Annotated in this window: 18 protein-coding genes; 7 read left to right on the forward strand and 11 right to left on the reverse strand. The window is 58.4% G+C overall.

Annotated features, from left to right (window positions below; all coding sequences use genetic code 11):
• Nucleotides 1–9: 9 nt before the first annotated feature.
• The 5 genes from rodA to FN806_RS07325 are packed head-to-tail and all read right to left on the reverse strand — an operon-like array spanning nucleotide 10 to nucleotide 5,625.
• On the reverse strand, nucleotides 10–1,149 hold the full coding sequence (gene rodA, locus FN806_RS07305) for a rod shape-determining protein RodA (protein ID WP_142635590.1): 1,140 nt from the start codon (nucleotides 1,147–1,149) through the stop codon (nucleotides 10–12).
• Nucleotides 1,146–3,095, reverse strand: a complete 1,950-nt coding sequence (gene mrdA, locus FN806_RS07310; protein WP_142635593.1) for a penicillin-binding protein 2 — start codon at nucleotides 3,093–3,095, stop codon at nucleotides 1,146–1,148. Before mrdA ends, rodA begins: the two co-directional genes overlap by 4 nt.
• Complete coding sequence (locus tag FN806_RS07315) at nucleotides 3,095–3,628, reverse strand: rod shape-determining protein MreD (protein ID WP_142635595.1); 534 nt, start codon at nucleotides 3,626–3,628, stop codon at nucleotides 3,095–3,097. Before FN806_RS07315 ends, mrdA begins: the two co-directional genes overlap by 1 nt.
• The gene (gene mreC, locus FN806_RS07320) at nucleotides 3,621–4,523 is read right to left on the reverse strand and encodes a rod shape-determining protein MreC (protein WP_142635597.1); all 903 of its coding nucleotides are present in this window, start codon (nucleotides 4,521–4,523) and stop codon (nucleotides 3,621–3,623) included. Before mreC ends, FN806_RS07315 begins: the two co-directional genes overlap by 8 nt.
• A gap of 55 nt (nucleotides 4,524–4,578) precedes the next feature.
• Nucleotides 4,579–5,625, reverse strand: coding sequence for a rod shape-determining protein (locus tag FN806_RS07325; protein WP_142635599.1), 1,047 nt, complete (start codon nucleotides 5,623–5,625; stop codon nucleotides 4,579–4,581).
• Between the two features lie 154 nt (nucleotides 5,626–5,779).
• On the opposite strand from FN806_RS07325, the gene rlmJ reads away from it, so the two are divergent.
• Nucleotides 5,780–6,565: a 23S rRNA (adenine(2030)-N(6))-methyltransferase RlmJ gene (gene rlmJ, locus FN806_RS07330; RefSeq protein ID WP_142635601.1), complete on the forward strand. Its 786-nt coding sequence runs from the start codon at nucleotides 5,780–5,782 to the stop codon at nucleotides 6,563–6,565.
• A gap of 181 nt (nucleotides 6,566–6,746) precedes the next feature.
• On the opposite strand, the gene FN806_RS07335 is transcribed toward rlmJ, so the two are convergent.
• Nucleotides 6,747–8,318, reverse strand: coding sequence for a 2-isopropylmalate synthase (locus tag FN806_RS07335; RefSeq protein ID WP_142635603.1), 1,572 nt, complete (start codon nucleotides 8,316–8,318; stop codon nucleotides 6,747–6,749).
• Between the two features lie 283 nt (nucleotides 8,319–8,601).
• On the opposite strand from FN806_RS07335, the gene FN806_RS07340 reads away from it, so the two are divergent.
• A complete protein-coding gene (locus tag FN806_RS07340; RefSeq protein ID WP_142635605.1) occupies nucleotides 8,602–9,267 on the forward strand; it encodes an SDR family NAD(P)-dependent oxidoreductase in 666 nt (221 codons plus the stop codon).
• Between the two features lie 6 nt (nucleotides 9,268–9,273).
• Here the strand turns inward: FN806_RS07340 and FN806_RS07345 are convergent, their stop codons facing one another.
• A complete protein-coding gene (locus FN806_RS07345; protein WP_142635608.1) occupies nucleotides 9,274–10,743 on the reverse strand; it encodes an MORN repeat-containing protein in 1,470 nt (489 codons plus the stop codon).
• 146 nt (nucleotides 10,744–10,889) lie between these two features.
• Here FN806_RS07345 and FN806_RS07350 point away from each other — a divergent pair, with 146 nt between their 5' ends.
• The 3 genes from FN806_RS07350 to FN806_RS07360 all read left to right on the forward strand — a co-directional run bounded on the left by FN806_RS07350 (nucleotide 10,890) and on the right by FN806_RS07360 (nucleotide 14,571).
• Nucleotides 10,890–12,548 carry an NAD+ synthase gene (locus FN806_RS07350; protein WP_142635611.1) on the forward strand — a complete coding sequence of 553 codons (1,659 nt, stop codon included), beginning with the start codon at nucleotides 10,890–10,892 and terminating at the stop codon, nucleotides 12,546–12,548.
• A 288-nt stretch (nucleotides 12,549–12,836) separates the two neighbouring features.
• Complete coding sequence (locus tag FN806_RS07355; RefSeq protein ID WP_142635612.1) at nucleotides 12,837–13,088, forward strand: hypothetical protein; 252 nt, start codon at nucleotides 12,837–12,839, stop codon at nucleotides 13,086–13,088.
• Nucleotides 13,089–13,242: 154 nt separating this feature from the next.
• Entirely contained in the window at nucleotides 13,243–14,571 is a 1,329-nt protein-coding gene (locus FN806_RS07360; protein WP_142635614.1) for an NAD(P)/FAD-dependent oxidoreductase, read from the forward strand.
• Nucleotides 14,572–14,574: 3 nt separating this feature from the next.
• Here the strand turns inward: FN806_RS07360 and FN806_RS07365 are convergent, their stop codons facing one another.
• On the reverse strand, nucleotides 14,575–15,507 hold the full coding sequence (locus tag FN806_RS07365; RefSeq protein WP_142635616.1) for an MBL fold metallo-hydrolase: 933 nt from the start codon (nucleotides 15,505–15,507) through the stop codon (nucleotides 14,575–14,577).
• Nucleotides 15,508–15,647: 140 nt separating this feature from the next.
• Here FN806_RS07365 and gltX point away from each other — a divergent pair, with 140 nt between their 5' ends.
• Nucleotides 15,648–16,973, forward strand: coding sequence for a glutamate--tRNA ligase (gene gltX / locus FN806_RS07370; RefSeq protein ID WP_142635618.1), 1,326 nt, complete (start codon nucleotides 15,648–15,650; stop codon nucleotides 16,971–16,973).
• Between the two features lie 51 nt (nucleotides 16,974–17,024).
• Here gltX and FN806_RS07375 read toward each other — a convergent pair whose 3' ends face one another.
• The gene (locus tag FN806_RS07375) at nucleotides 17,025–17,594 is read right to left on the reverse strand and encodes a gamma-glutamylcyclotransferase family protein (RefSeq protein ID WP_142635620.1); all 570 of its coding nucleotides are present in this window, start codon (nucleotides 17,592–17,594) and stop codon (nucleotides 17,025–17,027) included.
• A gap of 93 nt (nucleotides 17,595–17,687) precedes the next feature.
• Here FN806_RS07375 and FN806_RS07380 point away from each other — a divergent pair, with 93 nt between their 5' ends.
• Nucleotides 17,688–18,134, forward strand: a complete 447-nt coding sequence (locus FN806_RS07380; RefSeq protein ID WP_142635622.1) for an RrF2 family transcriptional regulator — start codon at nucleotides 17,688–17,690, stop codon at nucleotides 18,132–18,134.
• Between the two features lie 2 nt (nucleotides 18,135–18,136).
• Here FN806_RS07380 and FN806_RS07385 read toward each other — a convergent pair whose 3' ends face one another.
• Both FN806_RS07385 and FN806_RS07390 read right to left on the reverse strand, forming a co-directional pair.
• Entirely contained in the window at nucleotides 18,137–20,665 is a 2,529-nt protein-coding gene (locus tag FN806_RS07385; protein WP_142635624.1) for an ABC transporter permease, read from the reverse strand.
• Nucleotides 20,662–21,357: an ABC transporter ATP-binding protein gene (locus FN806_RS07390; RefSeq protein WP_142635626.1), complete on the reverse strand. Its 696-nt coding sequence runs from the start codon at nucleotides 21,355–21,357 to the stop codon at nucleotides 20,662–20,664. The genes FN806_RS07385 and FN806_RS07390 overlap by 4 nt, the downstream gene beginning before the upstream one ends.
• Nucleotides 21,358–21,378 lie beyond the last annotated feature (21 nt).

Below are 21,378 nucleotides of genomic sequence, written 5' to 3' on the forward strand. Positions count from 1 at the left end.
CCTTTCGGATCAGCGGGGGCGGTGAATATGGGCACTTTGGACGATGCCGAAAGCTGCCATCAAAACCAGCATGGCCGAACCGCCATAGCTGACCATCGGCAGGGGAACCCCTACGACTGGGGCCAAGCCCATGACCATCGACATGTTTACGGCAAAGAATAGGAAGAAGTTCAGTGCGATACCCAGCGTGACCAAAGAGGAAAACCTGTCCTTGGTTGTCAGGGCCGTAACCAGGCAAAAGATCAGGATCAGCCCATAGAGAACCAGCAGGGTGATGCCGCCGACAAATCCGAATTCTTCGGCCAGCGTCGTAAAGATGAAATCTGTGTGTTTCTCGGGCAGGAAGTTCAGGCGCGATTGTGTGCCCTGCATGAACCCGCGCCCGTTCCAGCCTCCGGACCCCAGCGCGATCTTGGACTGGGTGATGTGATACCCCGCGCCCAGCGGATCAGTGGAGGGATCAAGAAAGGTGTCGATGCGGCGGAACTGGTAATCCTTGAGCAACTGCCACTCGGTTCCGCGGCTGTTGAAGACCGTGGCGATCAGACCGACACCCGCGGCGATAACCGCAGCGAAATAGGCCCAGTGAACGCCGGCAAGAAACATCAGGCCTCCCCCCGCCGCCAGCAGCAGGATTGAGGTGCCAAGATCTGGCTGACGCAACACCATGAAGGTGGGGATCAGGATCAGGATGACAGGGATCAGAACCCAAAGGGGGTGTGACGTTTTATGCGATGGGAGCCAGTCGTAATAGGCCGCAAGCACCATCACCAGTGCTACTTTCATCACCTCTGATGGCTGCAGGCGCATGAACCCCAGGTCGATCCAGCGTTGCGCGCCCATGCCAACCGTTCCGAACAACTCGACCACCACAAGTAGAGCGATCGAGGCCAGATAAGCCAGAACCGACATATTTCGCCAGAACCAGATTGGGACCAGTGCCACAATGAACATCGCGGTCAAGCCCAACCCAAAGCGTTCCATCTGAGGTTCGGCCCAAGGGGTCCATGATCCACCCGCCACCGAGTACAGCATCAGGAACCCTGCGCTGGCCACGCTGATCAGCAGCAGGGTCAGGGGCCAGTTCATATACAGGAACTTGCGGAACCCCGATGGCGTGGATTTGACGGCATATTCAAGATAGCTCATGCGCGGTCCTTCTGGGGCGGACGCGCTTTGGGGCGGCGGTCGCCCTCCAGCTGTTTTTGCTGTTCCTTGATACGCTCACGATCGGCGGCCGGATACGCTTCGAGTGGTGGCGTACCGTTGTACAGCGCCTGCAGCATGATATCCCGTGCAACTGGTGCCGCGGCCTTCGACCCCCCCCCGCCATGTTCCACCACGACGGCTACGGCGTATTTCGGGTTGTCATAGGGAGCAAAGCTGACGAACAGCGCGTGGTCACGGCGTTCCCACGGCAGGTCTTCGTTGCGGATAACGCCAGCCGCACGTTCAGCCTTGGTGATATTGCGGACTTGGCTGGTGCCGGTCTTGCCCGCCATACGGAACTCATCCGAGATGATGCGGCTGCGATAGGCCGTGCCGCGCCGGTCGTTCGAGACCGAAAACATTGCCTTGCGGACATATTCCAGATTAGTCCGATTGACCGCGAGCGGTTCCCCCGCGCCCGAGGGTTGTTCAACCCCATTGACCGAACGCACAAGGCGTGGCGAGACCGCACGCCCAGTTGCAATCCGGGCTGTCATGACGGCTAGTTGCAGCGGTGAGGCCAGCATAAAGCCCTGACCGATTGAGGCATTGGCAGTGTCACCTACCAGCCATTCTTCGCCGTGGACACGCTCTTTCCAAGCCTGATTGGGGGCAAGCCCTGCAGCCACTGCGGACATCGGGATATCGTGTTTCACGCCCAGCCCAAAGATACGAGCCATGTCGGAGATATTGTCGATGCCTGTGCGCAGGGCAACGTCGTAATAATACACATCGCAGCTGCGTTTCAGAGACAGACCAAGATCAACTGTACCATGCCCGCCGCGTTTCCAACAATGGAACCGGCGACTGCCGACCTTCAAGTGGCCGGGGCAGTAAACAGTGTTTCCAGGACCGATGACCCCAGCCTCAAGCGCGGCCATGGCGGTGATCATCTTAAAGGTCGAGCCGGGTGGATAGGTGCCCTGTACTGTCTTGTTGGCCAACGGGCGATAGTTGTCTTGAGTCAGAGCCCGGTAATCGGCAACCGAGATTCCGCGCACAAAAAGGTTGGGATCAAAGCTGGGTGCGGAACTGATGGCGCGGATATCACCGGTCTCACAGTCGATCACCACTGCTGCGGCGCTTTCACCAGCCAAACGGGCCTGAGCGTATTGTTGAAGATCGGCATCGACCGACAGTTGCAAATCGGCCCCGGCCAAACCTTCTTGACGGTCAAGTTCACGCATCACGCGGCCGGTGGCGTTCACTTCGACGCGTTTGGCGCCTGCTTTGCCGCGTAGGCTGATTTCCTGTTTGGCCTCAAGCCCGACCTTGCCGATCTGAAAACGGGGAATGCGCAGAACGGGTTCCGGATCTTCTATCTGACTGAGGTCGTAATCGCTGACTGGTCCGACATAGCCGACGATATGCGCGAAATCCTCATATCTGGGATATTGCCGGGTCATCCCGACCTCGGGTGTGACACCGGGCAGGGCGGGGGCGTTGACGGCAACTTTCGAGATATCTTCCCACGTGACTTGATCGGCCAGAGTGACCGGCAGGAACGGGGCCGATCTGCGCATTTCGGTCATGGCGCGTTCGACCTCATCCTCGGTCAGTGGGATCAGTTCAGAAAGCTTGGAGATGACGGCTTCAACATCGCCCGCATCTTCGCGCACCATGACGATACGGTAGGACGGAGAGTTTTGCCCGATGATCTGCCCGTTGCGATCGTATATTCGACCACGTGTGGGCGGGATCAGGCGGATGTTAATCCGGTTTTCCTCGGCCAACAGGCGGTATTCGTCAGCCTGATCTACCTGCATAAACCGCATCCGGGCGGCCAGACCTCCGATAAAAGCGGCTTGCAGGCCTCCAAGGATCAGCGCACGGCGTGGCAAACGTTTATAGGCGAGGCCCTGTGACTTAGGTTTGCGCTGTTTCATTACCGCCCTCCCGACAGGCCAGGGTCAGAAGGTGCGACACGACGCACACCAAAACCGTTCTGACTGAGCAGAACGATCAATGGGTAGATCCCGATTGTCAGAACCACTTGCACCACGACCATCCCCAATGCCGCTTGTTGCACGGACAGAATAGCAAGAATGACGCGATTCAGGAAAAAAACAGCTGTGATCACGACGGCAACGGTGGTCCATTCGCCCAAAAAGCCCGCGTCGCGCAACCCGGGAGTTGCAGACCGAAGATAGGCAGTACCCAACACAACAAGCGCGGCCAGCAAGCCGGGGGGACGTTGAAACAGAAGGTCGGCTGCCAGCATGATCAGGGCGACCAGCAGGGTTGGCACATATTCGGGGCGCCGCAGAACCCAGGCAAAGGTCAACGCAATCAGGAAATCCGGAAACGGCCAGCGATCCGGCTGCGTGTCCAGTGGTAGCAGGTGCAGGAACAAGACCAGCAGCGCCAACAGCAGATACAGGCCACGTTTGAGCCACAGATTGGACGCGGCACTATCCATCGCCGGTCTCCGTCGGTGTCAGTGCCGCCTCGGGTTGGCGTGGGCCGACAATTCCTCCGGGGTCCTGAATAAGTGGCGCAGACTGATAGCGTAGCACTCTTAGAAATTTGAGCCGTTCAAAATCTGCAGACAGCCGCACCCGCAAGCGGCCACCCGGATCAGCGGTAATCTGACCGATCAGCAGGCCGCCAGGAAAAACGCCGCCATCCCCCGAAGTCACAACCCTGTCGCCCGGGCGCACCAGTTCGCGGTTCTCCAGAAACTCAACCACAGGCGCGGCGGTGTTGTCCCCGGCAATCAGAGCGGTCTGCCCCGACGGTTGAATCGTGGCAGGTATCGCGCTGGATGCGTCGGTCATCAGGATCACCCGTGCGGTATCTGGACCAACACCCGAGATACGACCGACAACGCCAATCCCGTCCATGGTGGCCCATCCATCCATAATTCCGTCACGCTCGCCCACGTTCAACAGAACCGACTGCCGGAACGGAGAACCGCTATCGGCCATGACGACCCCGGTAATATAGGTCAGGCGCGGATCGAGACGCACATTGTTTAGATCCAGAAGCCGGGCATTTTCCTGCTCAAGTTGCAGTGCGGCCTCTTTCCAGGCGCGCATCAGACGCAACTCGCTGCGCAATTCCTGGTTCTGCTCGCTCAGGCGTTGATAGCTCTGAAAATCCCGTGCCAGATTGACCGCAGCGGTAATCGGAACCATCGCCCAATCCATCGAGGGCACCACGTTGTCGACAACCTGCGCCCGAAACCGTTCGACGCGAGGGCTGTCAATGCGCCAGACCAGAAAGATGCCCAGAAGGCACAGAACCACAATCCCCAGCAGCAGACGGCGGAGCGGGGTGGTGTATTCATCGCGCTGTGATCGGTCCTTTGCCACAGGACTCCTTCCCGTGCTGCTCGCGCCCGAATGTACCCTTTAGAGGGTGCGCGCCTTAGCTTTCGTAGTCAATCGCGTGGCGCAGCTGTTTTTCGTATTCCAGTGCCTTGCCGGTGCCCAAAGCCACACAGTTCAGGCTTTCATCAGCAATCGATACGGCCAGACCTGTCTGTTCCCGCAGTGCCAGATCCAAATCGCCCAACAAAGCACCGCCACCGGTCAGCATGACGCCGCGGTCCACGATATCTGCGGCCAGATCAGGCGGCGTAGTTTCAAGTGCGGTCATAACGGCTTCGCAGATTGCCTGAACCGGTTCCGACAGGGCCTCGGCGACCTGCGCCTGGCTGATCTCGATTTCTTTGGGCACGCCATTCAACAGATCGCGGCCACGGATATGCATCGACTGGCCGCGCCCGTCATCAGGCATACGGGCGGTTCCGATGGTGGTTTTGATCCGCTCGGCGGTGGATTCACCCACCAACAAGTTCTGCTGGCGGCGCAGGTAAGAGATGATCGCCTCATCCATCCGGTCTCCGCCGACGCGGACCGAACGGGCATAGACGATGTCTCCCAGCGACAGAACCGCAACCTCGGTGGTGCCGCCGCCGATATCCACGACCATGTTGCCGGTCGGGTCAGTGATGGGCATTCCTGCACCAATAGCCGCAGCGATGGGTTCGGCGATCAGTCCCGCCCGGCGAGCGCCTGCGGACATAACCGATTGGCGAATGGCCCGTTTTTCAACAGGCGTAGCACCATGGGGGACACAGACAATGATTTTGGGCTTTGAGAATGTGGAGCGTTTATGCACCTTACGAATAAAGTGCTTGATCATTTCTTCAGCGGTGTCGAAATCCGCAATCACGCCTTCGCGCATGGGGCGGATCGCTTCGATCGAACCAGGGGTTCGGCCCAGCATCAGCTTGGCATCCTCACCGACGGCGAGGACTTTCTTAACCCCATCCTTGACGTGGTAAGCCACAACTGAAGGTTCCGACAGGATCACACCGCGCCCTTTGACATAAACAAGCGTATTTGCTGTTCCAAGGTCGATCGCCATGTCCGCTGAGAACAAGCCGCCCAGATTGCCAAAGATGCCCATGTTGTACTGATCCCGTTCGTCAGAATTTCTACTGCCCGCGACTCGACGGTTCCGGGACGGATGTCTTATAGGGTGCCATCTCGCCCGGTAAAAGGGCTGATTCCGCGTAACTCAGCACCTTTCCGCCTTATTGAGAGGGACTTTAGAAGGCAACATGCTCTCTTATCAACACATTTACCACGCCGGGAATCTGGCCGATGTTCAAAAGCACGCTCTTTTGGCATGGGTACTGGACTATCTGACGCGAAAAGATAAGCCGATAACCTATCTGGAATCCCATTCCGGGCGTGGCCTGTACCAGTTAGACGCAGCAGAAGCCGTGCGCACAGGCGAGGCAGCCGTAGGTATCAAGCGAGCGCAGCGCGAAGGGTGGTTCCCAGCAGATCATCCATTGTCTCTGGCGTTGGCCAAGGTCCATGAACGGCACGGGGAAAACAGCTATGCCGGTTCACCGCTGATCGCGGCCAACCTGCTGAGGGATCAGGACAGTCTGCATTTCGCAGAGCTGCACCCGCAGGAATACGCGGCATTGTCGATGACCATGTCCCCCTTTGGGGCAAAGGAGTACAAACAGGACGGGTATGAGCTGGCGCAGTCTTTGCTGCCACCAACGCCGCGGCGCGGGATGCTGTTGATTGATCCCAGCTATGAGGTGAAGGCGGATTATGACCGGCTACCGGGCGTGATCTCAAAACTGCACCGTAAATGGAATGTGGGCGTCATCGCGCTGTGGTATCCGATCCTGTCCGATCAACGTCAGGCCCCGATGGTTGCCGCGTTGAAGGCGCAGGGTTTTCCCAAGGCGATCCGTCATGAAGTCCGGTTTGCACCTGCGCGGGAAGGTCACCGAATGGTCGGATCAGGGATGTTTCTGCTGAACGCGCCCTTTGGCATCCAAGATGAAATGGACCGTCTGTCAGAGCTGTTCAAAGGGCTGTGACGCCAGTCTGATTTCGGACCACAAGGTTCTCCCGCCTCATCTGCCAGCATCTAAAGATGCCGTCAAACGTGTTGGGCCCGGCAGCGCGCCGCATGCGCGCTGCCGGGCCCAAAGCCGCAAGGGCGTCCGGTGTAGCCGGGCGCCCGCGGGTGCGGGAGCCCTTGGGAGTTTCATCTGGCGGTCAGGTCAGGTCCTTATAGCTGATTTCACGCGTGTCTGCACCTGGCCCGGCCTTTTCACGGCGCATGATCAGGCGGTTCAGTGCGTGGATATAGGCCTTGGCGGATGCCACGACCGTATCGGTATTCGCTGACTGACCGGTGGCGATCATGCCGTCCTCTTCCAGCCGAACCGATACGGTTGCCTGCGCATCAGTACCCTCGGTCACAGCATGGACCTGATACAGTTGCAGGCGGGCGGTGTTGGGATAGATTCGGCGAACGGCTTTGAAGGTGGCATCGACTGGACCGTCGCCATGTTCGGTCGCGACAATGTCCTTGCCATCCACTTCCAGCTCGACCGTCGATTCCGCCTGACCGCCGGTGCCGCAGGTGACTTTCATCGAAACCAACTGCAGGCGATCGTCGGCCTCATCATCCTGGCTCATCAACGCGATCAGGTCGTCGTCAAAAACCTCTTTCTTGCGGTCGGCCAGATCCTTGAACCGCACGAAGATGTCCTTGAGCTGATTGTCACCGACCTCAAAGCCGAGCGTTTCCAGCTTGTCGCGCAACGCAGCCCGGCCCGAGTGTTTGCCAAGCGGCAGAGAGGTGCCCGACAGGCCGATATCTTCAGGGCGCATGATCTCGAAATTCTCTCGGTTCTTCAGCATGCCGTCCTGATGGATTCCGCTTTCATGCGCAAAGGCATTCTTGCCGACGATGGCTTTGTTGAACTGAACCGGGAAGCCCGCAACCGTCGCAACCCGGCGCGAGATATGCATGATCTTGGTGGTGTCGATGCCGGTATGCCACGGCATGATGTCATTGCGGGTGCGCAGCGCCATCACAACTTCTTCCAGCGCAGTATTGCCCGCACGCTCGCCAAGGCCATTGATGGTGCACTCGATTTGACGCGCACCACCAGCGACAGCCGCCAGTGAGTTCGCCGTCGCCATGCCAAGATCGTTGTGGCAATGGGTGGCAAACACCACCTCATCCGCGCCCGGAACCGTTTCGATCAGGCGCTTGATCAGGTCAGCGGATTCGACAGGTGCCGTGTAACCGACAGTGTCGGGGATGTTGATCGTTGTGGCACCGGCCTTGATCGCGATCTCGATCACACGGCACAGATAATCCCACTCGGTCCGGGTCGCATCCATCGGCGACCACTGTACATTTTCGCACAGGTTGCGGGCGTGGCTGACGGTTTCGTGGATCTTGTCGGCCATCTCGTCCATGGTCAGGTTCGGAATGGCACGGTGCAGCGGCGAGGTGCCGATGAAAGTGTGGATGCGGTTCTTGCCAGCGTGTTTGATCGCCTCCCAGCAGCGGTCGATATCAGCGAAATTCGCACGGGCCAACCCACAGATGCGGCTGTTTTGTGATCGCTCGGCAATCTCGCTGACGGCTTTGAAGTCGCCTTCTGATGCGATCGGGAAACCGGCCTCGATGATGTCGACACCCATCTCGTCCAGCAGTTCCGCGATTTCCAGCTTTTCGGCATGGGTCATGGTCGCGCCGGGGCTCTGCTCGCCGTCGCGCAAAGTGGTGTCAAAGATCAAGACGCGGTCTTGGTCGGTCACATTGGTCATGGGATTCTCTTTCTTCTTCTGTCCTAAAGCCTATGGCGCGCGGGCGTCCTCCTCTGAGCGGGCGCGCCGGGTGGCACGCTCAGAGGCGGATTAGGATCAGTAGGCCACGCAGAGACGCACCGCAGGGGGCGGTGTCGGCAACAAGGATATCTGCGCGGTTGATCATGGGGTTGAGCTTATACAGCGCATGCGGGGAATGAAAAGTAGGAATTTCATGCAGACGTCAAAACCTGCACGAACCGTGACGGTTGATTGCCGAATGAAGACCGCTAGTTGATCCGGAATGGAGAAAGCTCTCATCATAGGTGCCTCGGGTGGTATCGGTGCCGCGCTGCAAAGGCTGTTGACCATGCAATCCGTAGACGTAACCACCTTGTCGCGTTCTGCTGATGGTTTCGACCTCACGAATGTCGAAGCTGTCGGCCCGGCTCTGGAAGCATTGCAATGCCCGTTTGACATGATCTTCATTGCGACGGGTGCTTTGGAAATCAATGGTGCACAGCCAGAGAAGTCCATCAGATCAATTTCAGCGCAAGCAATGATGGACCAGTTTGCCCTGAATGCGGTTGGTCCGGCCCTTGTGCTGTCACACGCTGCGCGGCTGCTACCACGGGACAGGCGATCTGTCGTGGCGGTGTTGTCCGCCCGCGTCGGATCAATCGGAGATAATCAGCTGGGTGGATGGATCAGCTATCGGGCCTCAAAAGCTGCGGCCAACCAGATTGTGCGCACATCCGCGATTGAGCTGGCCCGCACCCACAAACAGGCGATCTGTGTGGCCCTGCATCCGGGCACAGTGCGTACAGAATTCACGCGCAAATATGTCGGGCGACACCCGGCCGTTGAATCGGATGAAGCTGCGCGAAACCTGCTGAGCGTCGCCAAGGCGCTTGTGCCCGCAGACACGGGCGGGTTCTTCGACTGGGCTGGAAAACCTGTGCCGTGGTGAGACCCGCTAACCGTCAGAGGCAGGGCTGGTTGCCGTTGTCGCGCTGTCGTCTGCCGGAGCACTCTCCTGCGGCTCGCTGGTGTTTTCACCCGGCAGAACACCGTTTTCCCAGACGCCGGTTTCTTCTTTGCCGTCTGCATAGCGCATCGTGCCGTCACCGTGGCGTTTGTTGTCCAAAAACCCACCTTCGTACACGTCACCAGTCGCATAGGTAGCGGTTCCGGTGCCGCTGATCTTCCCCTCGACCCAACCGCCTGTATAGGTGAAGCCGCGCGGTGTGGTTATCGATCCTTGCCCGTGGCGCTGCCCATCTTTGAAATCGCCCTTGTAGGTCGTTCCGTCCGGGAAGCTGGCTGTGCCCTCGCCCTGGCGCGCACCGTCGACCCAATCGCCTTCATATTTGTACCCGTTTGCAAATGTCAGAACACCGGTGCCGTGGTTCAGACCGTTCTTGAACTGCCCATCGTAGATGGCGCCGTTCGGGTAAGTGGCCTTGCCCTGACCCTCGAAGACGCCGGCGATCCAGTCGCCGTCGTAAATCAGGCCATCAGGATAGGTGTGCATTCCTTTGCCATGGGGCAGGTCTGCACTGAAATCACCGACATAGGTCGAACCGTCAGGATAGGTCAGCTCTCCGAGGCCCTCAATCTGGCCGTCTTTCCATTCACCAGTATAGTCAAACCCGTCCGTGCCCAGAAAACGGCCTTTGCCGTGGCGGCGATCATCGTGATAGTCACCTTCGTAAATGGCGCCACTGGCATAGGTTGCCTTGCCCTTGCCTTGTCGGCGCCCATCAAAAAAGTCGCCTTCATACAAATCGCCATTGGCTTGCAGTAGACGGCCTTTTCCGGTCATGCGATTTTCGGACCAGTCACCCGTATAACTCATACCTTCCGGCCGTGTCAGGCTACCTGTGCCATGACGCTTGCCGTCTTTGATGTCGCCCTCATACACGTTGCCTTTGGCTGAGGTGATCTTGCCTTTGCCCTGCTTGACCCCGTCGACCCAGTCGCCCTCGTAGACCTCTCCGGTCGGGTCGGTCAGAGTGCCTTTGCCGTGGTGCCGGGCATTCTTGAACCCACCTTCGTATTTCGCTCCGTTGGCATAGACGGCGACTCCTTGGCCGTTGAACGAGCCATCGGCCCATTCCCCTTCATAGCTGCCACCATCAGCATAGATGATCGTTCCGAACCCTTCGGGTTGACCGTTGGCAAAGGCGCCCTGATAGATCGACCCGTTAGCATAGCGCGCGATACCCTGACCCTGAATTTCGCCTTCGATCCATTCGCCTTCGTATTCGAAACCATCCGGCAACTGGTAGGTGCCGGTTCCGTGCCGCAGGCCATTTAGGAACGTGCCTTCGTATACGCCGCCCACTTCGTCATCGGCCACGACTACCTGATCGTTCTGCGCGAAGGCGGTCAGCGCTGACAGGGTCAATGCAACTGCGGCGATTGAAGTGCGAAAAACGTTCATGTTTGGTCCTGTCTGCGCGAGCATCGTGCTTTTGCGCAAAACTAGGATACCGACGCAGGCAGGGCAACGGCTTTTGCCTTATTGGTCTTTCACTCGCGGTGCGATCTGGTAAATGGCAATAGGACAGACGAGGGCAAGAGGGCAGTATGGCCGACCGTTTCCGTATCACTCTGGCGCAACTCAATCCCATTGTCGGGGATTTGGAAGGCAATGCGGCCAAGGCTTTTTCTGCGTGGGAACAGGCGCGCGAGGCCGGTGCCCAACTTGTTGCTTTCCCCGAGATGTTCATCACCGGCTATAATACGCAGGACCTTGTGATCAAGCCCGCGTTCCACAAAGCCGCAATGAAAGCTGTTGAGGCGCTTGCGGAACGTTGCGCCGATGGACCTGCGATTGCGATCGGTGGGCCGTGGTTCGAAAATGACCGGCTGTATAACGCCTATCTCATCCTCAAGAACGGCAGGATCAGCAGTAAAGTGCTGAAACATCACCTGCCGAATGAGACAGTCTTTGACGAAGTGCGCCTATATGATTCCGGCCCGCTGGGCGGTCCCTATTCGGTTGGCAACTCTCGGATCGGCAGCCCGATCTGCGAAGACAGCTGGCATCCGGATGTTGCCGAGACGCTGGAGGAGACAGGAGCCGAGTTTCTGCTGATCCCCAACGGCTCGCCTTATTTCCGAAACAAATATGATGTGCGCCTGAACCATATGGTGGCGCGCGTGGTTGAGACCGGATTGCCGCTGATTTACCTGAACATGGTCGGAGGGCAGGACGATCAGGTCTTTGACGGGGCGACCTTCGGGTTGAATCCAGGCGGAGAACTGGCATTCCGAATGCCTGTGTTCGACGAAGCGATAGCGCATGTGGATCTTGAACGCGGCGATGCAGGTTGGCGCATAATTCCGGACGAGATTGTGCCGCAGCCAGATGCGTGGGAGCAGGACTATCGCGCGATGGTCCAGTCTCTGCGTGATTACATGGCCAAAACCGGGTTCAAAAAGGGTGTTCTGGGTCTCTCTGGCGGCGTTGATTCAGCCCTTGTCGCGGCAATAGCGGTGGATGCGATTGGCGCTGAAAATGTTCGCTGCGTGATGTTGCCGTCGGAATATACCAGCCAGGATTCTTTGGATGATGCCGAAGCGGTGGCTAAGTCGTTGGGTGTTCACTATGATTTCGTCCCTATTGCACAGGGGCGCGCGGCGATCACGGATACGCTTGCCCCATTGTTTGCCGGGCGAGACGAAGATCTGACCGAAGAAAACATCCAGTCCCGCCTGCGGGGGCTGTTGCTGATGGCCCTGTCGAACAAGTTCGGCGAGATGCTGCTGACCACAGGTAACAAATCCGAAGTCGCCGTTGGATATGCCACGATCTATGGGGATATGAACGGTGGTTATAATCCAATCAAAGACCTGTACAAAACCCGCGTGTTCGAGACTTGCCGCTGGCGCAATGCCAATCATCGCGGCTGGATGAAAGGCCCTGAGGGTGAAGTCATCCGACCCTCGGTCATCGACAAACCTCCTAGTGCCGAGTTGCGCGAAGACCAGAAGGACAGTGACAGCCTGCCGGATTATCCGGTTCTGGACGCCATTCTGGATATATTGGTTGATCAGGATGGGTCGATCGCGGATTGCGTGGCCGCCGGGTTCGAAGAAGCCGTTGCGCGCCGGATCGAACATTTGGTCTATATCAGCGAATATAAACGGTTTCAGTCCGCCCCGGGGACACGTTTGACCAAGCGGGCATTCTGGCTGGATCGCAGGTATCCTATCGTGAATCGTTGGCGCGACAGGACCTGACGCCTTACAGGAATCACCATTTTGACGCGAAAACTGTTTCCATTTTATGGGCAATAACCGCTTGCTTCTGGAACTGTTTTTATTTTTGAGTGCAGTGGCTTAGATTCTCTTGGGCGTATCCGAGCTCCACTTGATACCCGGTCTTTTTTTTGCCACATTTTAGCTTGATTGTTGCCCCATGTGGGGCGGATGCGACGCATTGTGGGAAATAGGTGTTAATGAGCTTTCCCTTCGGTCTTTAGCGACGCGTCCGAAATTGGATGTCTGAGTTAACGATTTGGTGCCATTATGTACGATGAATACGATAAACCGCTTCATTCACCGCCAAAATGGCGGTCTATGCAATCCGAAGGTCGGTCTCTGGATGAGGCAAAGGTAGATGCTGCCATTGCCAATTTGTTGAATGAAGAGGTGCCAAAAGAGGAATCCACGACGGTGGGCCCCGGCGCGCAGTTTCTGGTAACAGAAGCCGAGGTGCCGGAAGGCGGTATCGCTACCTCTTTGCGTCAGAAACTGGCTGAATTGTGCGGCGCGGCCTGAAGTTTTCAAAATCCTGAATTAGATGCGCTGGCTTGCCACGTTGGCCGAATGGTCACAGGCCTGAGCAATAGTCATTGACGCAAAGTTTCTTCTGTTGCGTCTGTCGTGATCCCGCGCCTTCATTGCGGTCCGTGCAATGAATTATGAGCGGTTGATGCCTGGCCCCAAGCCTAATGCTGTTGAACCCGATCTAAAGCTGCCAAAAGCCGTTGATGTTGTTGTCATTGGTGGAGGAATTATTGGGGCATCAACCGCCCTCGAACTGTCAGAGCGGGGAATGTCTGTCCTTCTGTGCGAAAAGGGACAAATTGCCTCCGAGCAGAGTTCACGGAACTGGGGATGGGTGCGTTTGGGTATGCGCGATCCTCGGGAAATCCCGCTGATGCAGGAATCACAGCGTATCTGGGCGCAGCTCGATCAACGCACCGGGCGCAAGACAGGTTTCACACAGGCAGGTATCCTGTTCGGCGCCTCTGGCAAGCGGGAACAGGGCAATCTTGAACGCTGGCTTCGCCATGTGGAGGGGTTGAATACTGGGGCAAGGATGGTGTCCGGGGCTCTGTTGGCGGAACTAATGCCAGACCATCGGACGGGGTTGGATTGCGCATTGTTTATGCCGCAAGACGGTAGGGCGGAACCGCAATGGGCTGCACCCGCAATCGCCGAAGCTGCGCGTGACCGGGGGGCTCTGTTGATGACCAACTGTGCAGTGCGCAGTCTGGATACAGAGGCGGACCGTGTCGTCGGTGTCTTCACAGAACGCGGTCGCGTGGCCTGCGGCAATGTCGTACTGGCGGGCGGTGCGTGGTCGCGCTTGTTTGCAGGGAATGCCGGAGTTGATTTTCCACAACTGAAGGTGCTGAACACCGTATTCCGAACCTCTCCGGTTTCCGGTCCTGAGGCCGCCTTGTGGTCGGACGATTTTGCAATACGCAAGCGGGACGACGGAGGGTATACGATTGCGTCCGGGCACGAAAACACCGTTGATATCGTGCCGGATAGCCTTCGTCTGGCGTGGCAATTTCTTCCTGCGTTTCGTCAGGAGTGGCGGTCGCTGCGGTTTCGGGTGTCGAAGCGGTGGGCCGAAGAGGCGCGACAAGATCGGAGGTGGTTGCCCACGGATGTGACACCGTTCGAACTTTGCCGCACTCTGGATCCCGAACCATCGCGCCGGGCGTTGCGGCGGGCTTGGAAAAGCGCAATCACTGGCATTCCCGCGCTAAAGCAGGCTGAAATCGTTCAAAGCTGGGCAGGGATGATTGATGTAACGCCGGATGCGATCCCGATCATCTCGCACGTGGACCACAGGCCCGGCCTGTTCATCGCTACGGGTTTCTCGGGTCATGGGTTCGGAATCGGGCCCGGTGCTGGGCGGCTGATGGCTGATCTGGTCTCGGGCAATGCCCCCTGTGTTAATCCGGCCGTTTTCCGCCTGTCCCGCTTTGCGAACGGGTCGAAAATCCGGCCGGACCCGGGGTATTAGACGTTAACCCATCATCTGATAGCTGACCGGGACAAACCTGAACCCATCGCCGCGCGTCTCGACGTAACCGGCTGCGGGGAAGGGCATGTGATATCCGATCATCGGAACTTTGTCTGCCGCCAGCATCCCCAGCACATTGCGGCGTGAAGCGGTGGCTGCGGCTTTGTCCATGTCGAACTTTACCTCCCACTCGGGACGAGCAAAAGACCACACATAGTGATTGGCCAGATCGGCCGTCAGCACCAGACGTTGACCGTTGCTTTCCAGATGAAAGACCGTGTGTCCGGGGGTATGCCCATGCGCTGAAACGGCGGTTATTCCGGACAGAACCTCGCCGCCATCGCCGACAAAGGTCATCTTTTCGGCCATTGGGGTCACTTTGGCGGCGACCAGATCGCCGACCCGATTGCCGGAATCCTGCGCGGCCCAAAAGTCATACTCGGATGATGCGGTGACATAGCGCGCATTCGGGAAGGTTGGCGCGTCATTTGTGGTCATGCCGCCAATATGGTCAGGGTGCATATGGGTGATGACGACGACGTCGATTTGATCCGGGTTCACGCCTGCATCTGCCAATGCCGCCTGAATGCCGCCTTGCCCAAGGCCAGTATCAAACAGCACAAGTTCAGATCCGGTATTGACAAGCGTTGGTGTGAAAAAGAACTGGGCTTTATCGGCAGGAATAAAATTCTGGGCCGATACGTTTGCAAATTCCTCATCCGTGGCGCCGCCGCCGAAAATCTCTTTGGCGCCATCGCGCGGCAGGCTGCCATCCAGCAGAGTTGTTACGGTGAAATCGCCCAGCTGGAACGATTTCGCGATGGTTGAATTCGCTTTGGTATCGCTTGCTGCAGCCAGGATGGGGGTAGCAGCTGATGCAAAAGGCAATGCTGCCGCCGCGCCCAGTGCGGCCCTACGAGTTAGTGTAACGGTCATTTTGAGATCTCCCTGTGTGTGCCAGCACTTTGAAGATAGGGTATCGCCCGAGGATTGCCACCTGACGTTGGCGTGAACCGGTGCGGTGGCTGGACAATTTGCCCATCCTGTGAGAAGAGCCGCGCCAACAGGAGACTCCTATGACAACCACCCGTTTCGCCCCGTCACCCACCGGTTACATCCATGTGGGCAACCTGCGCACAGCGCTGATGAACTACCTGATTGCCCGCAAGGCTGGCGGCACGTTCATCCTGCGTATCGACGACACAGACCCCGAGCGGTCGAAGGAAGAATATGTCGATGCCATCAAGCAGGACCTCGAGTGGTTGGGCCTGCATTGGGACCGGGTCGAACGACAGTCCGAGCGTCTGGACCGCTATGCCGAGGCAGCCGACAAGCTGCGCGAGAAGGGCCGGTTCTATGAAGCCTTCGAAACCCCGACCGAGCTGGACCTCAAGCGCAAGAAACAACTGAACATGGGCAAGCCGCCGGTTTATGACCGCGCAGCATTGAACCTTAACGACGCCGAGAAAGACGCGCTGCGGGCCGAACGTGGCAACGGTGTCTGGCGCTTTAGGCTGGATCATGAACGGATCGAGTGGACCGACGGCATTCTGGGCGATATTTCGATTGATGCGGCCTCAGTCTCTGACCCGGTTCTGATCCGGGGCGACGGTCAGGTTCTGTACACGATTGCGTCGGTGGTCGATGATACCGAAATGGGTGTGACCGATGTGGTGCGTGGCTCGGACCATGTGACCAATACCGCGACGCAGATTCAGATCATCCAAGCGTTGGGTGGAACTTGCCCGCGTTTTGCACATCATTCTCTGCTGACCGGCCCCCAGGGCGAGGCGCTGTCTAAGCGACTGGGCACGCTGGCTCTGCGTGATCTGCGCGAGCAGGGCGTACAGCCGTTAGCATTGCTCAGCTTGATGGCGCGTCTGGGCTCATCCGACCCGGTTGAGTTGCGGACAGAGATGGCCGAGCTGATCGATGGATTTGACATTGGTCGTTTTGGTGCCGCACCGACCAAGTTTGACGTTCAGGACTTGTTTCCGTTGACGGCAAAACACCTGCAATCTTTGTCATTGGCCGACGTTGCGGATGCTGTGGCAGATGCGGGCGTACCGGCCGAACTGGCCGAACCATTCTGGGCCATGGCCCGCGAGAACATCACCACTCTGGCAGACCTGAAAGGGTGGTGGGAGCTGTGCCGTAACGGTGCCGAACCACTGATTGCCGATGAAGACCGAGAGTTCATCACCGAGGCCGTGGCGTTGTTGCCAGAAGGCCCGTTCGACGGCGCGACCTGGGGGCAGTGGACCAGCGCGGTGAAAGACGCGACAGGCCGCAAGGGCAAGAGTCTGTTCATGCCTTTGCGCAAGGCACTGACAGGAATGGAGCGCGGCCCCGAGATGGCCACCCTGTTGCCCCTTCTGCAGGTGATCCGCGCGCGCGGCTGATCTTAGTGCGTTAGATTGTGATAAGGCGTGGTCTGCTGGCCGCGCCTTTTTCTATAAGGTCTTTACGATCTGGGCTGCTATTCGCTTCAGCCGATCATCCACAAAACAAGTCTCATCCGGTTTCAATGCCTGGTGGCGCGGATACCGCGGCTCTGCCCGGTCATTCAGGATCGGGGCGTCCCAGCCATCAGTGGTGGCAAAAAAGCGATCGGCGCCCTCGGACCCGAACGCACGCAAATAGCCCTGCACAACCACATCGATATAGCTCATCAGCAGGGGGTGGCGCCGGCTGGCCGCGGATTGACGGTCATCAGGTACGGCATAAACAGCGATCTCAACCTCGTGTGGCAGAGAATGGGTGACGGCCTTAGTCGCTGGAACGCGGTCGTAGGCCCACTCACGTTGATCCAGCGCGTCCCAGTCATTGCCCGGGACATGGGCAATCATGCCGTCGATTTCAGAAGTGGGATCCGGAATGGCAGTCAGGAAAGCGACCGGGCGCAAATCGGTATGCCGCCAGGCCCGCCGCCATCCCTTCAACTGCGCGGGATGCGGGTCGGGGAAATCGTGGGTCGCGAGGTTCACGAGGCTGCCGTAGCCAAAGAAATAGGGATCTGCCATGCGGGATCACTTCTGACCGGGAATTGATGTATGTCAAACCGCTTTTTTGCCCAACATGCAATAAGGCAGCATGTTGAACTTAGGGAGGCAAACATGCGGATAACCAAGCGGACAAATATTGCTGTGCGCCTACTGATGTATTGTGCAGCAAATCCAGACAGGTTGGTGACCAAATCCGAGATCGCAAAGGCCTGCAATATCTCGGAAAACCACTTGGCGCAGGTGATCAACCAACTCAGCCAGTTAGATTATCTGAGCACTCATCGCGGTCGCAATGGTGGTATGGTACTCGCTAGATCTGCTGATCAGATACGGATCGGTTCGGTTTTTCGACATATCGAGGGCGACTTGCCGATTGCCGAGTGCTTTGCGGATGCCGACAATACATGCCCGCTCACCAACGCCTGCCGGCTGCGCCTTGCGCTGCGGGACGCGGCCGAGGTCTTTTATGCCTCGCTGGACGAAATCACGCTGGATTCGCTGGTGTGTGACAATGCAAATCTGCTGACGATTTTGCAGCCCGTCGCCTGCGTCCGATAAACTCAGTCGCTGGCGCGCAAGATGCGCGCCGGGCGAACGGCAAGGGGTTTCAAGGCAAAGATCAACCCCGCGCCCAGCGTGACGATGATCCCGGCCAATACGATGCCGATGGCAGATGGCCAAATGACGTCAAAGCTGGTGTCGAAAATATATGTCGCAACCGCCCAGCCGCCGAGGATGCCCACCATCAGGGCTACAATTCCAGCGGCAGACCCCAGCAGAACAGCCCGAAGGGCAAAGCTGATCAATATGCGCCGTCGGTCGGCACCGATGGTCTTCAGGACTGCGGCCTCGTACCGCCGGGCTGGTTCACCCGCTGCCGCGGCGCCGATCAGGACCAGAAAGCCGGTTAGCAGCGATACACCAGCCCCATAAGACGTCGCAGCGGCCAACCCGGCCAGCAGACCCGAGACCCGGTCAATCGCATCGCGGACACGGATTGCGGTGATATTGGGGAATTTACCCGCCAGATCACGAAGGATCGCGGCTTCGGCCTGCTCTTCGGCATAGACGGTGGCAATGAAGCTATGCGGGGCGCCGGCCAGGGCCGACGGGTTCATGGACATGATGAAACCCATCCCGGCGGTCGAGAAATCCACCTCGCGCAGAGAGGTGAGCTCTGCGGTGATGTCGCGCCCCAATATGTTGACGGTCAGTTGGTCACCCAGCTTCAGGCCCATCTCTTCGGCCTCTTCAGCGGCGAAGCTGACCTGAGGCGTTCCGGAATAGTCTTCGGACCACCATTCCCCGGCGGTGACCCGTGCGTTCGAGGGCGGGGCGTCGGAATAGGTGACCCCGCGGTCGCCTTCCAGTACCCAGTGGTCCCCGGCGACCTCAATCGCGGGCTGCCCGTTAATCTGTGTGATGATCCCGCGCAGCATGGGCGCGCTTTGGATCCGGCTTACGGCAGGGTCGTTTTCCAGCCGTTCGGTAAAGCCAGGCATCTGCTCTTTCTGGATATCGACGAAGAAATAAGAAGGGGCGACATCGGGCAGGTTTCCTGAAATCGCGTTTCGCAGCGTGCCGTCGATCTGCCCGACTGCGGCCAGAACCGACAGGCCCAGCCCCAGTGACAGGACAACCGATGCGGCTCCTTCGCGTGGGTCGGAAATGGCAGACAGGGCCCATCGCAGGGGCGGATTCCCTCGAGCGGGTTTTGTGGTAAAGCGTGCCAGTTTGCGGATTGCCAGCGCCGCCACCGAAAGCAGAACCAACGCTCCGGCCAACCCGCCGCTGGTCCAAAGGGTCAGGCGCGCCGATCCGCTGAAAAAGGCGGCTGCGCTGATCAGCGCCGCAAGCCCGATGCCTGTGGCAAGAACATATTTTGCACGAGGCAAGAAGCGCGCCGAAGACAGCGCATCGCGAAACAGGGTGGCTGCACGGACTTCTTCAGTACGGGCAAGGGGCCAGAGTGTGAATAAAAAGGCGGTGAGCACGCCGTAAAGCGCGGCTTCAGCCAGAGGCTGCGGATAGAACGAGAACACTGCGGGCACAGGCAGGCGAGTTTCGATCAGCGGCGCAAGCAGTAGAGGCACCGATCCACCCAATATGATGCCCAGAAAAATGCCGATGCCAGAGAGAATACCGATCTGGATCAGATAAGTCTGAAACACGGTCGCCCGATCGGCACCCAAAGTACGCAAGGTAGCAATGGTTTCAGTCTTTTGCGCCAGATAGGCGCGCACCGCTGCAGATACGCCGATGCCGCCAACAGCCAGCCCGGATAGTCCAACCAGAACCAGAAAAGCGCTGAGCCGGGCAACAAATTCTGAAATGCCGGGGGCACCGTTCCGTGCATCGGTCCACCGCATTCCGCTGCCTTTAAGGGCTTCGCTTGCCTGCGCCGAAAGAGCTGTAAGATCAGACCCCGGCGGCAGATCCAGACGGTATTTGGTGGAAAACAGAGTACCCGGTGCCAATAATCCGGAATTCAGCAAGTCCTGTGTGCGGATCAGCGTGCGCGGACCCAATCCAAACCCGTCTGCCGCCCCGTCCGGTTCGTGGATCAGGGCTGCCATCAGGACAAATTCCTGAGTTCCAAGTGAAAACCGATCCCCAACCGATAGCTGAAGCCGGTCGATCAGAGCGGGAGCCATTACGGCACCGGGCGCCCCTTGCTGGCCTGTAAAGGCGTCACGCAGGGGCATCTGGGGCTCTAGTATGGGCTTGCCCAACAATGGATAGGAGTCGTCAACGGATTTGACCTGCGTAAGCGCCCGCTGTGGGTCACTATTCTGCTGCGTGACTGCCATTGACCGAAAATCGACGACTTCGGAGATGGCTAAGGCCGCGTCGTTCATCCATGCACGCTCAGCCTCATCCGCAAAGCGATAGGTGAATTCCAGCTGTGCATCCCCGCCCAGCAGAGCCGCGCCTTCTTGCGTCAGTCCGGTTTGGATGGCGTGGCGGACCGAACCCACTGCGGCAATGGCAGCGACCCCAAGTGCAAGACAAGCCAGAAACACCCGAAAACCGCGCAGACCTCCGCGCAGTTCCCGCCGCGCCAGCCGCCCGGCCATCCGCAGGCTCATTCGGCGGCCTCTTGCCTTGTGTCATCGGCAATCCTTCCATCGCGCAGCCGGACAACACGGTCACATCTGCGCGCAAGGGTGTGGCTATGGGTCACCAGAACCAAAGTAGCACCATGCCTGTCGCGCAGGCCAAGCAGCAGGTCAATGATGGCGGCTCCGTTTGTTTCGTCCAGATTGCCGGTAGGCTCATCCGCCAGCAGGATCTGTGGTCGCGGGGCAGAGGCACGGGCTAGCGCGACGCGCTGCTGCTCTCCACCGGAGAGCTGCGCCGGATAATGGTCGCGTCGATGCGTCAGCCCTACGGACTCCAATTCGGCCTCGGCCCGTTGAAAGGCATCTTTGTGACCGGCCAACTCCAGCGGTGTGGCCACGTTCTCAAGGGCAGTCATCGTGGGGATCAGGTGGAAATTCTGAAATACAACGCCCATGCTGTTGCGTCGGAACCGTGCGAGCTCGTCTTCGTTCATGCGGGTCAGATTTTGCCCGAGTGCGGTTACCTGGCCGCCCGTCGCCTGTTCCAGCCCGCCCATCAGCATCAGTAACGACGATTTTCCTGACCCGGACGGCCCAATCAGACCCAGTGTCTCGCCCTTGTGTACGGAAAGCGTGATGTCGTGCAGGATATCTACCTGACCGGCATTGCCATCCAGCGATAAAGCGGCATTTTCAAGCGATAGAACAGTTGCGATCATGGGTTGGTCCGAACCGAGGTA

The sequence above is a fragment of the Ruegeria faecimaris genome (assembly GCF_900182615.1).
GTDB lineage: Bacteria > Pseudomonadota > Alphaproteobacteria > Rhodobacterales > Rhodobacteraceae > Ruegeria > Ruegeria faecimaris.

Bases quoted from the DNA above. Each gene is read 5' to 3' on its own strand.
- rodA (WP_142635590.1), bottom strand. From the start codon at position 1,149: ATGAGCTATCTTGAATATGCCGTCAAATCCACGCCATCGGGGTTCCGC.
- mrdA (WP_142635593.1), bottom strand. From the start codon at position 3,095: ATGAAACAGCGCAAACCTAAGTCACAGGGCCTCGCCTATAAACGTTTG.
- FN806_RS07315 (WP_142635595.1), bottom strand. From the start codon at position 3,628: ATGGATAGTGCCGCGTCCAATCTGTGGCTCAAACGTGGCCTGTATCTG.
- FN806_RS07325 (WP_142635599.1), bottom strand. From the start codon at position 5,625: ATGGGCATCTTTGGCAATCTGGGCGGCTTGTTCTCAGCGGACATGGCG.
- rlmJ (WP_142635601.1), top strand. From the start codon at position 5,780: ATGCTCTCTTATCAACACATTTACCACGCCGGGAATCTGGCCGATGTT.
- FN806_RS07335 (WP_142635603.1), bottom strand. From the start codon at position 8,318: ATGACCAATGTGACCGACCAAGACCGCGTCTTGATCTTTGACACCACT.
- FN806_RS07340 (WP_142635605.1), top strand. From the start codon at position 8,602: ATGGAGAAAGCTCTCATCATAGGTGCCTCGGGTGGTATCGGTGCCGCG.
- FN806_RS07345 (WP_142635608.1), bottom strand. From the start codon at position 10,743: ATGAACGTTTTTCGCACTTCAATCGCCGCAGTTGCATTGACCCTGTCA.
- FN806_RS07350 (WP_142635611.1), top strand. From the start codon at position 10,890: ATGGCCGACCGTTTCCGTATCACTCTGGCGCAACTCAATCCCATTGTC.
- FN806_RS07355 (WP_142635612.1), top strand. From the start codon at position 12,837: ATGTACGATGAATACGATAAACCGCTTCATTCACCGCCAAAATGGCGG.
- FN806_RS07360 (WP_142635614.1), top strand. From the start codon at position 13,243: ATGCCTGGCCCCAAGCCTAATGCTGTTGAACCCGATCTAAAGCTGCCA.
- FN806_RS07365 (WP_142635616.1), bottom strand. From the start codon at position 15,507: ATGACCGTTACACTAACTCGTAGGGCCGCACTGGGCGCGGCGGCAGCA.
- gltX (WP_142635618.1), top strand. From the start codon at position 15,648: ATGACAACCACCCGTTTCGCCCCGTCACCCACCGGTTACATCCATGTG.
- FN806_RS07375 (WP_142635620.1), bottom strand. From the start codon at position 17,594: ATGGCAGATCCCTATTTCTTTGGCTACGGCAGCCTCGTGAACCTCGCG.
- FN806_RS07380 (WP_142635622.1), top strand. From the start codon at position 17,688: ATGCGGATAACCAAGCGGACAAATATTGCTGTGCGCCTACTGATGTAT.
- FN806_RS07385 (WP_142635624.1), bottom strand. From the start codon at position 20,665: ATGAGCCTGCGGATGGCCGGGCGGCTGGCGCGGCGGGAACTGCGCGGA.
- FN806_RS07390 (WP_142635626.1), bottom strand. From the start codon at position 21,357: ATGATCGCAACTGTTCTATCGCTTGAAAATGCCGCTTTATCGCTGGAT.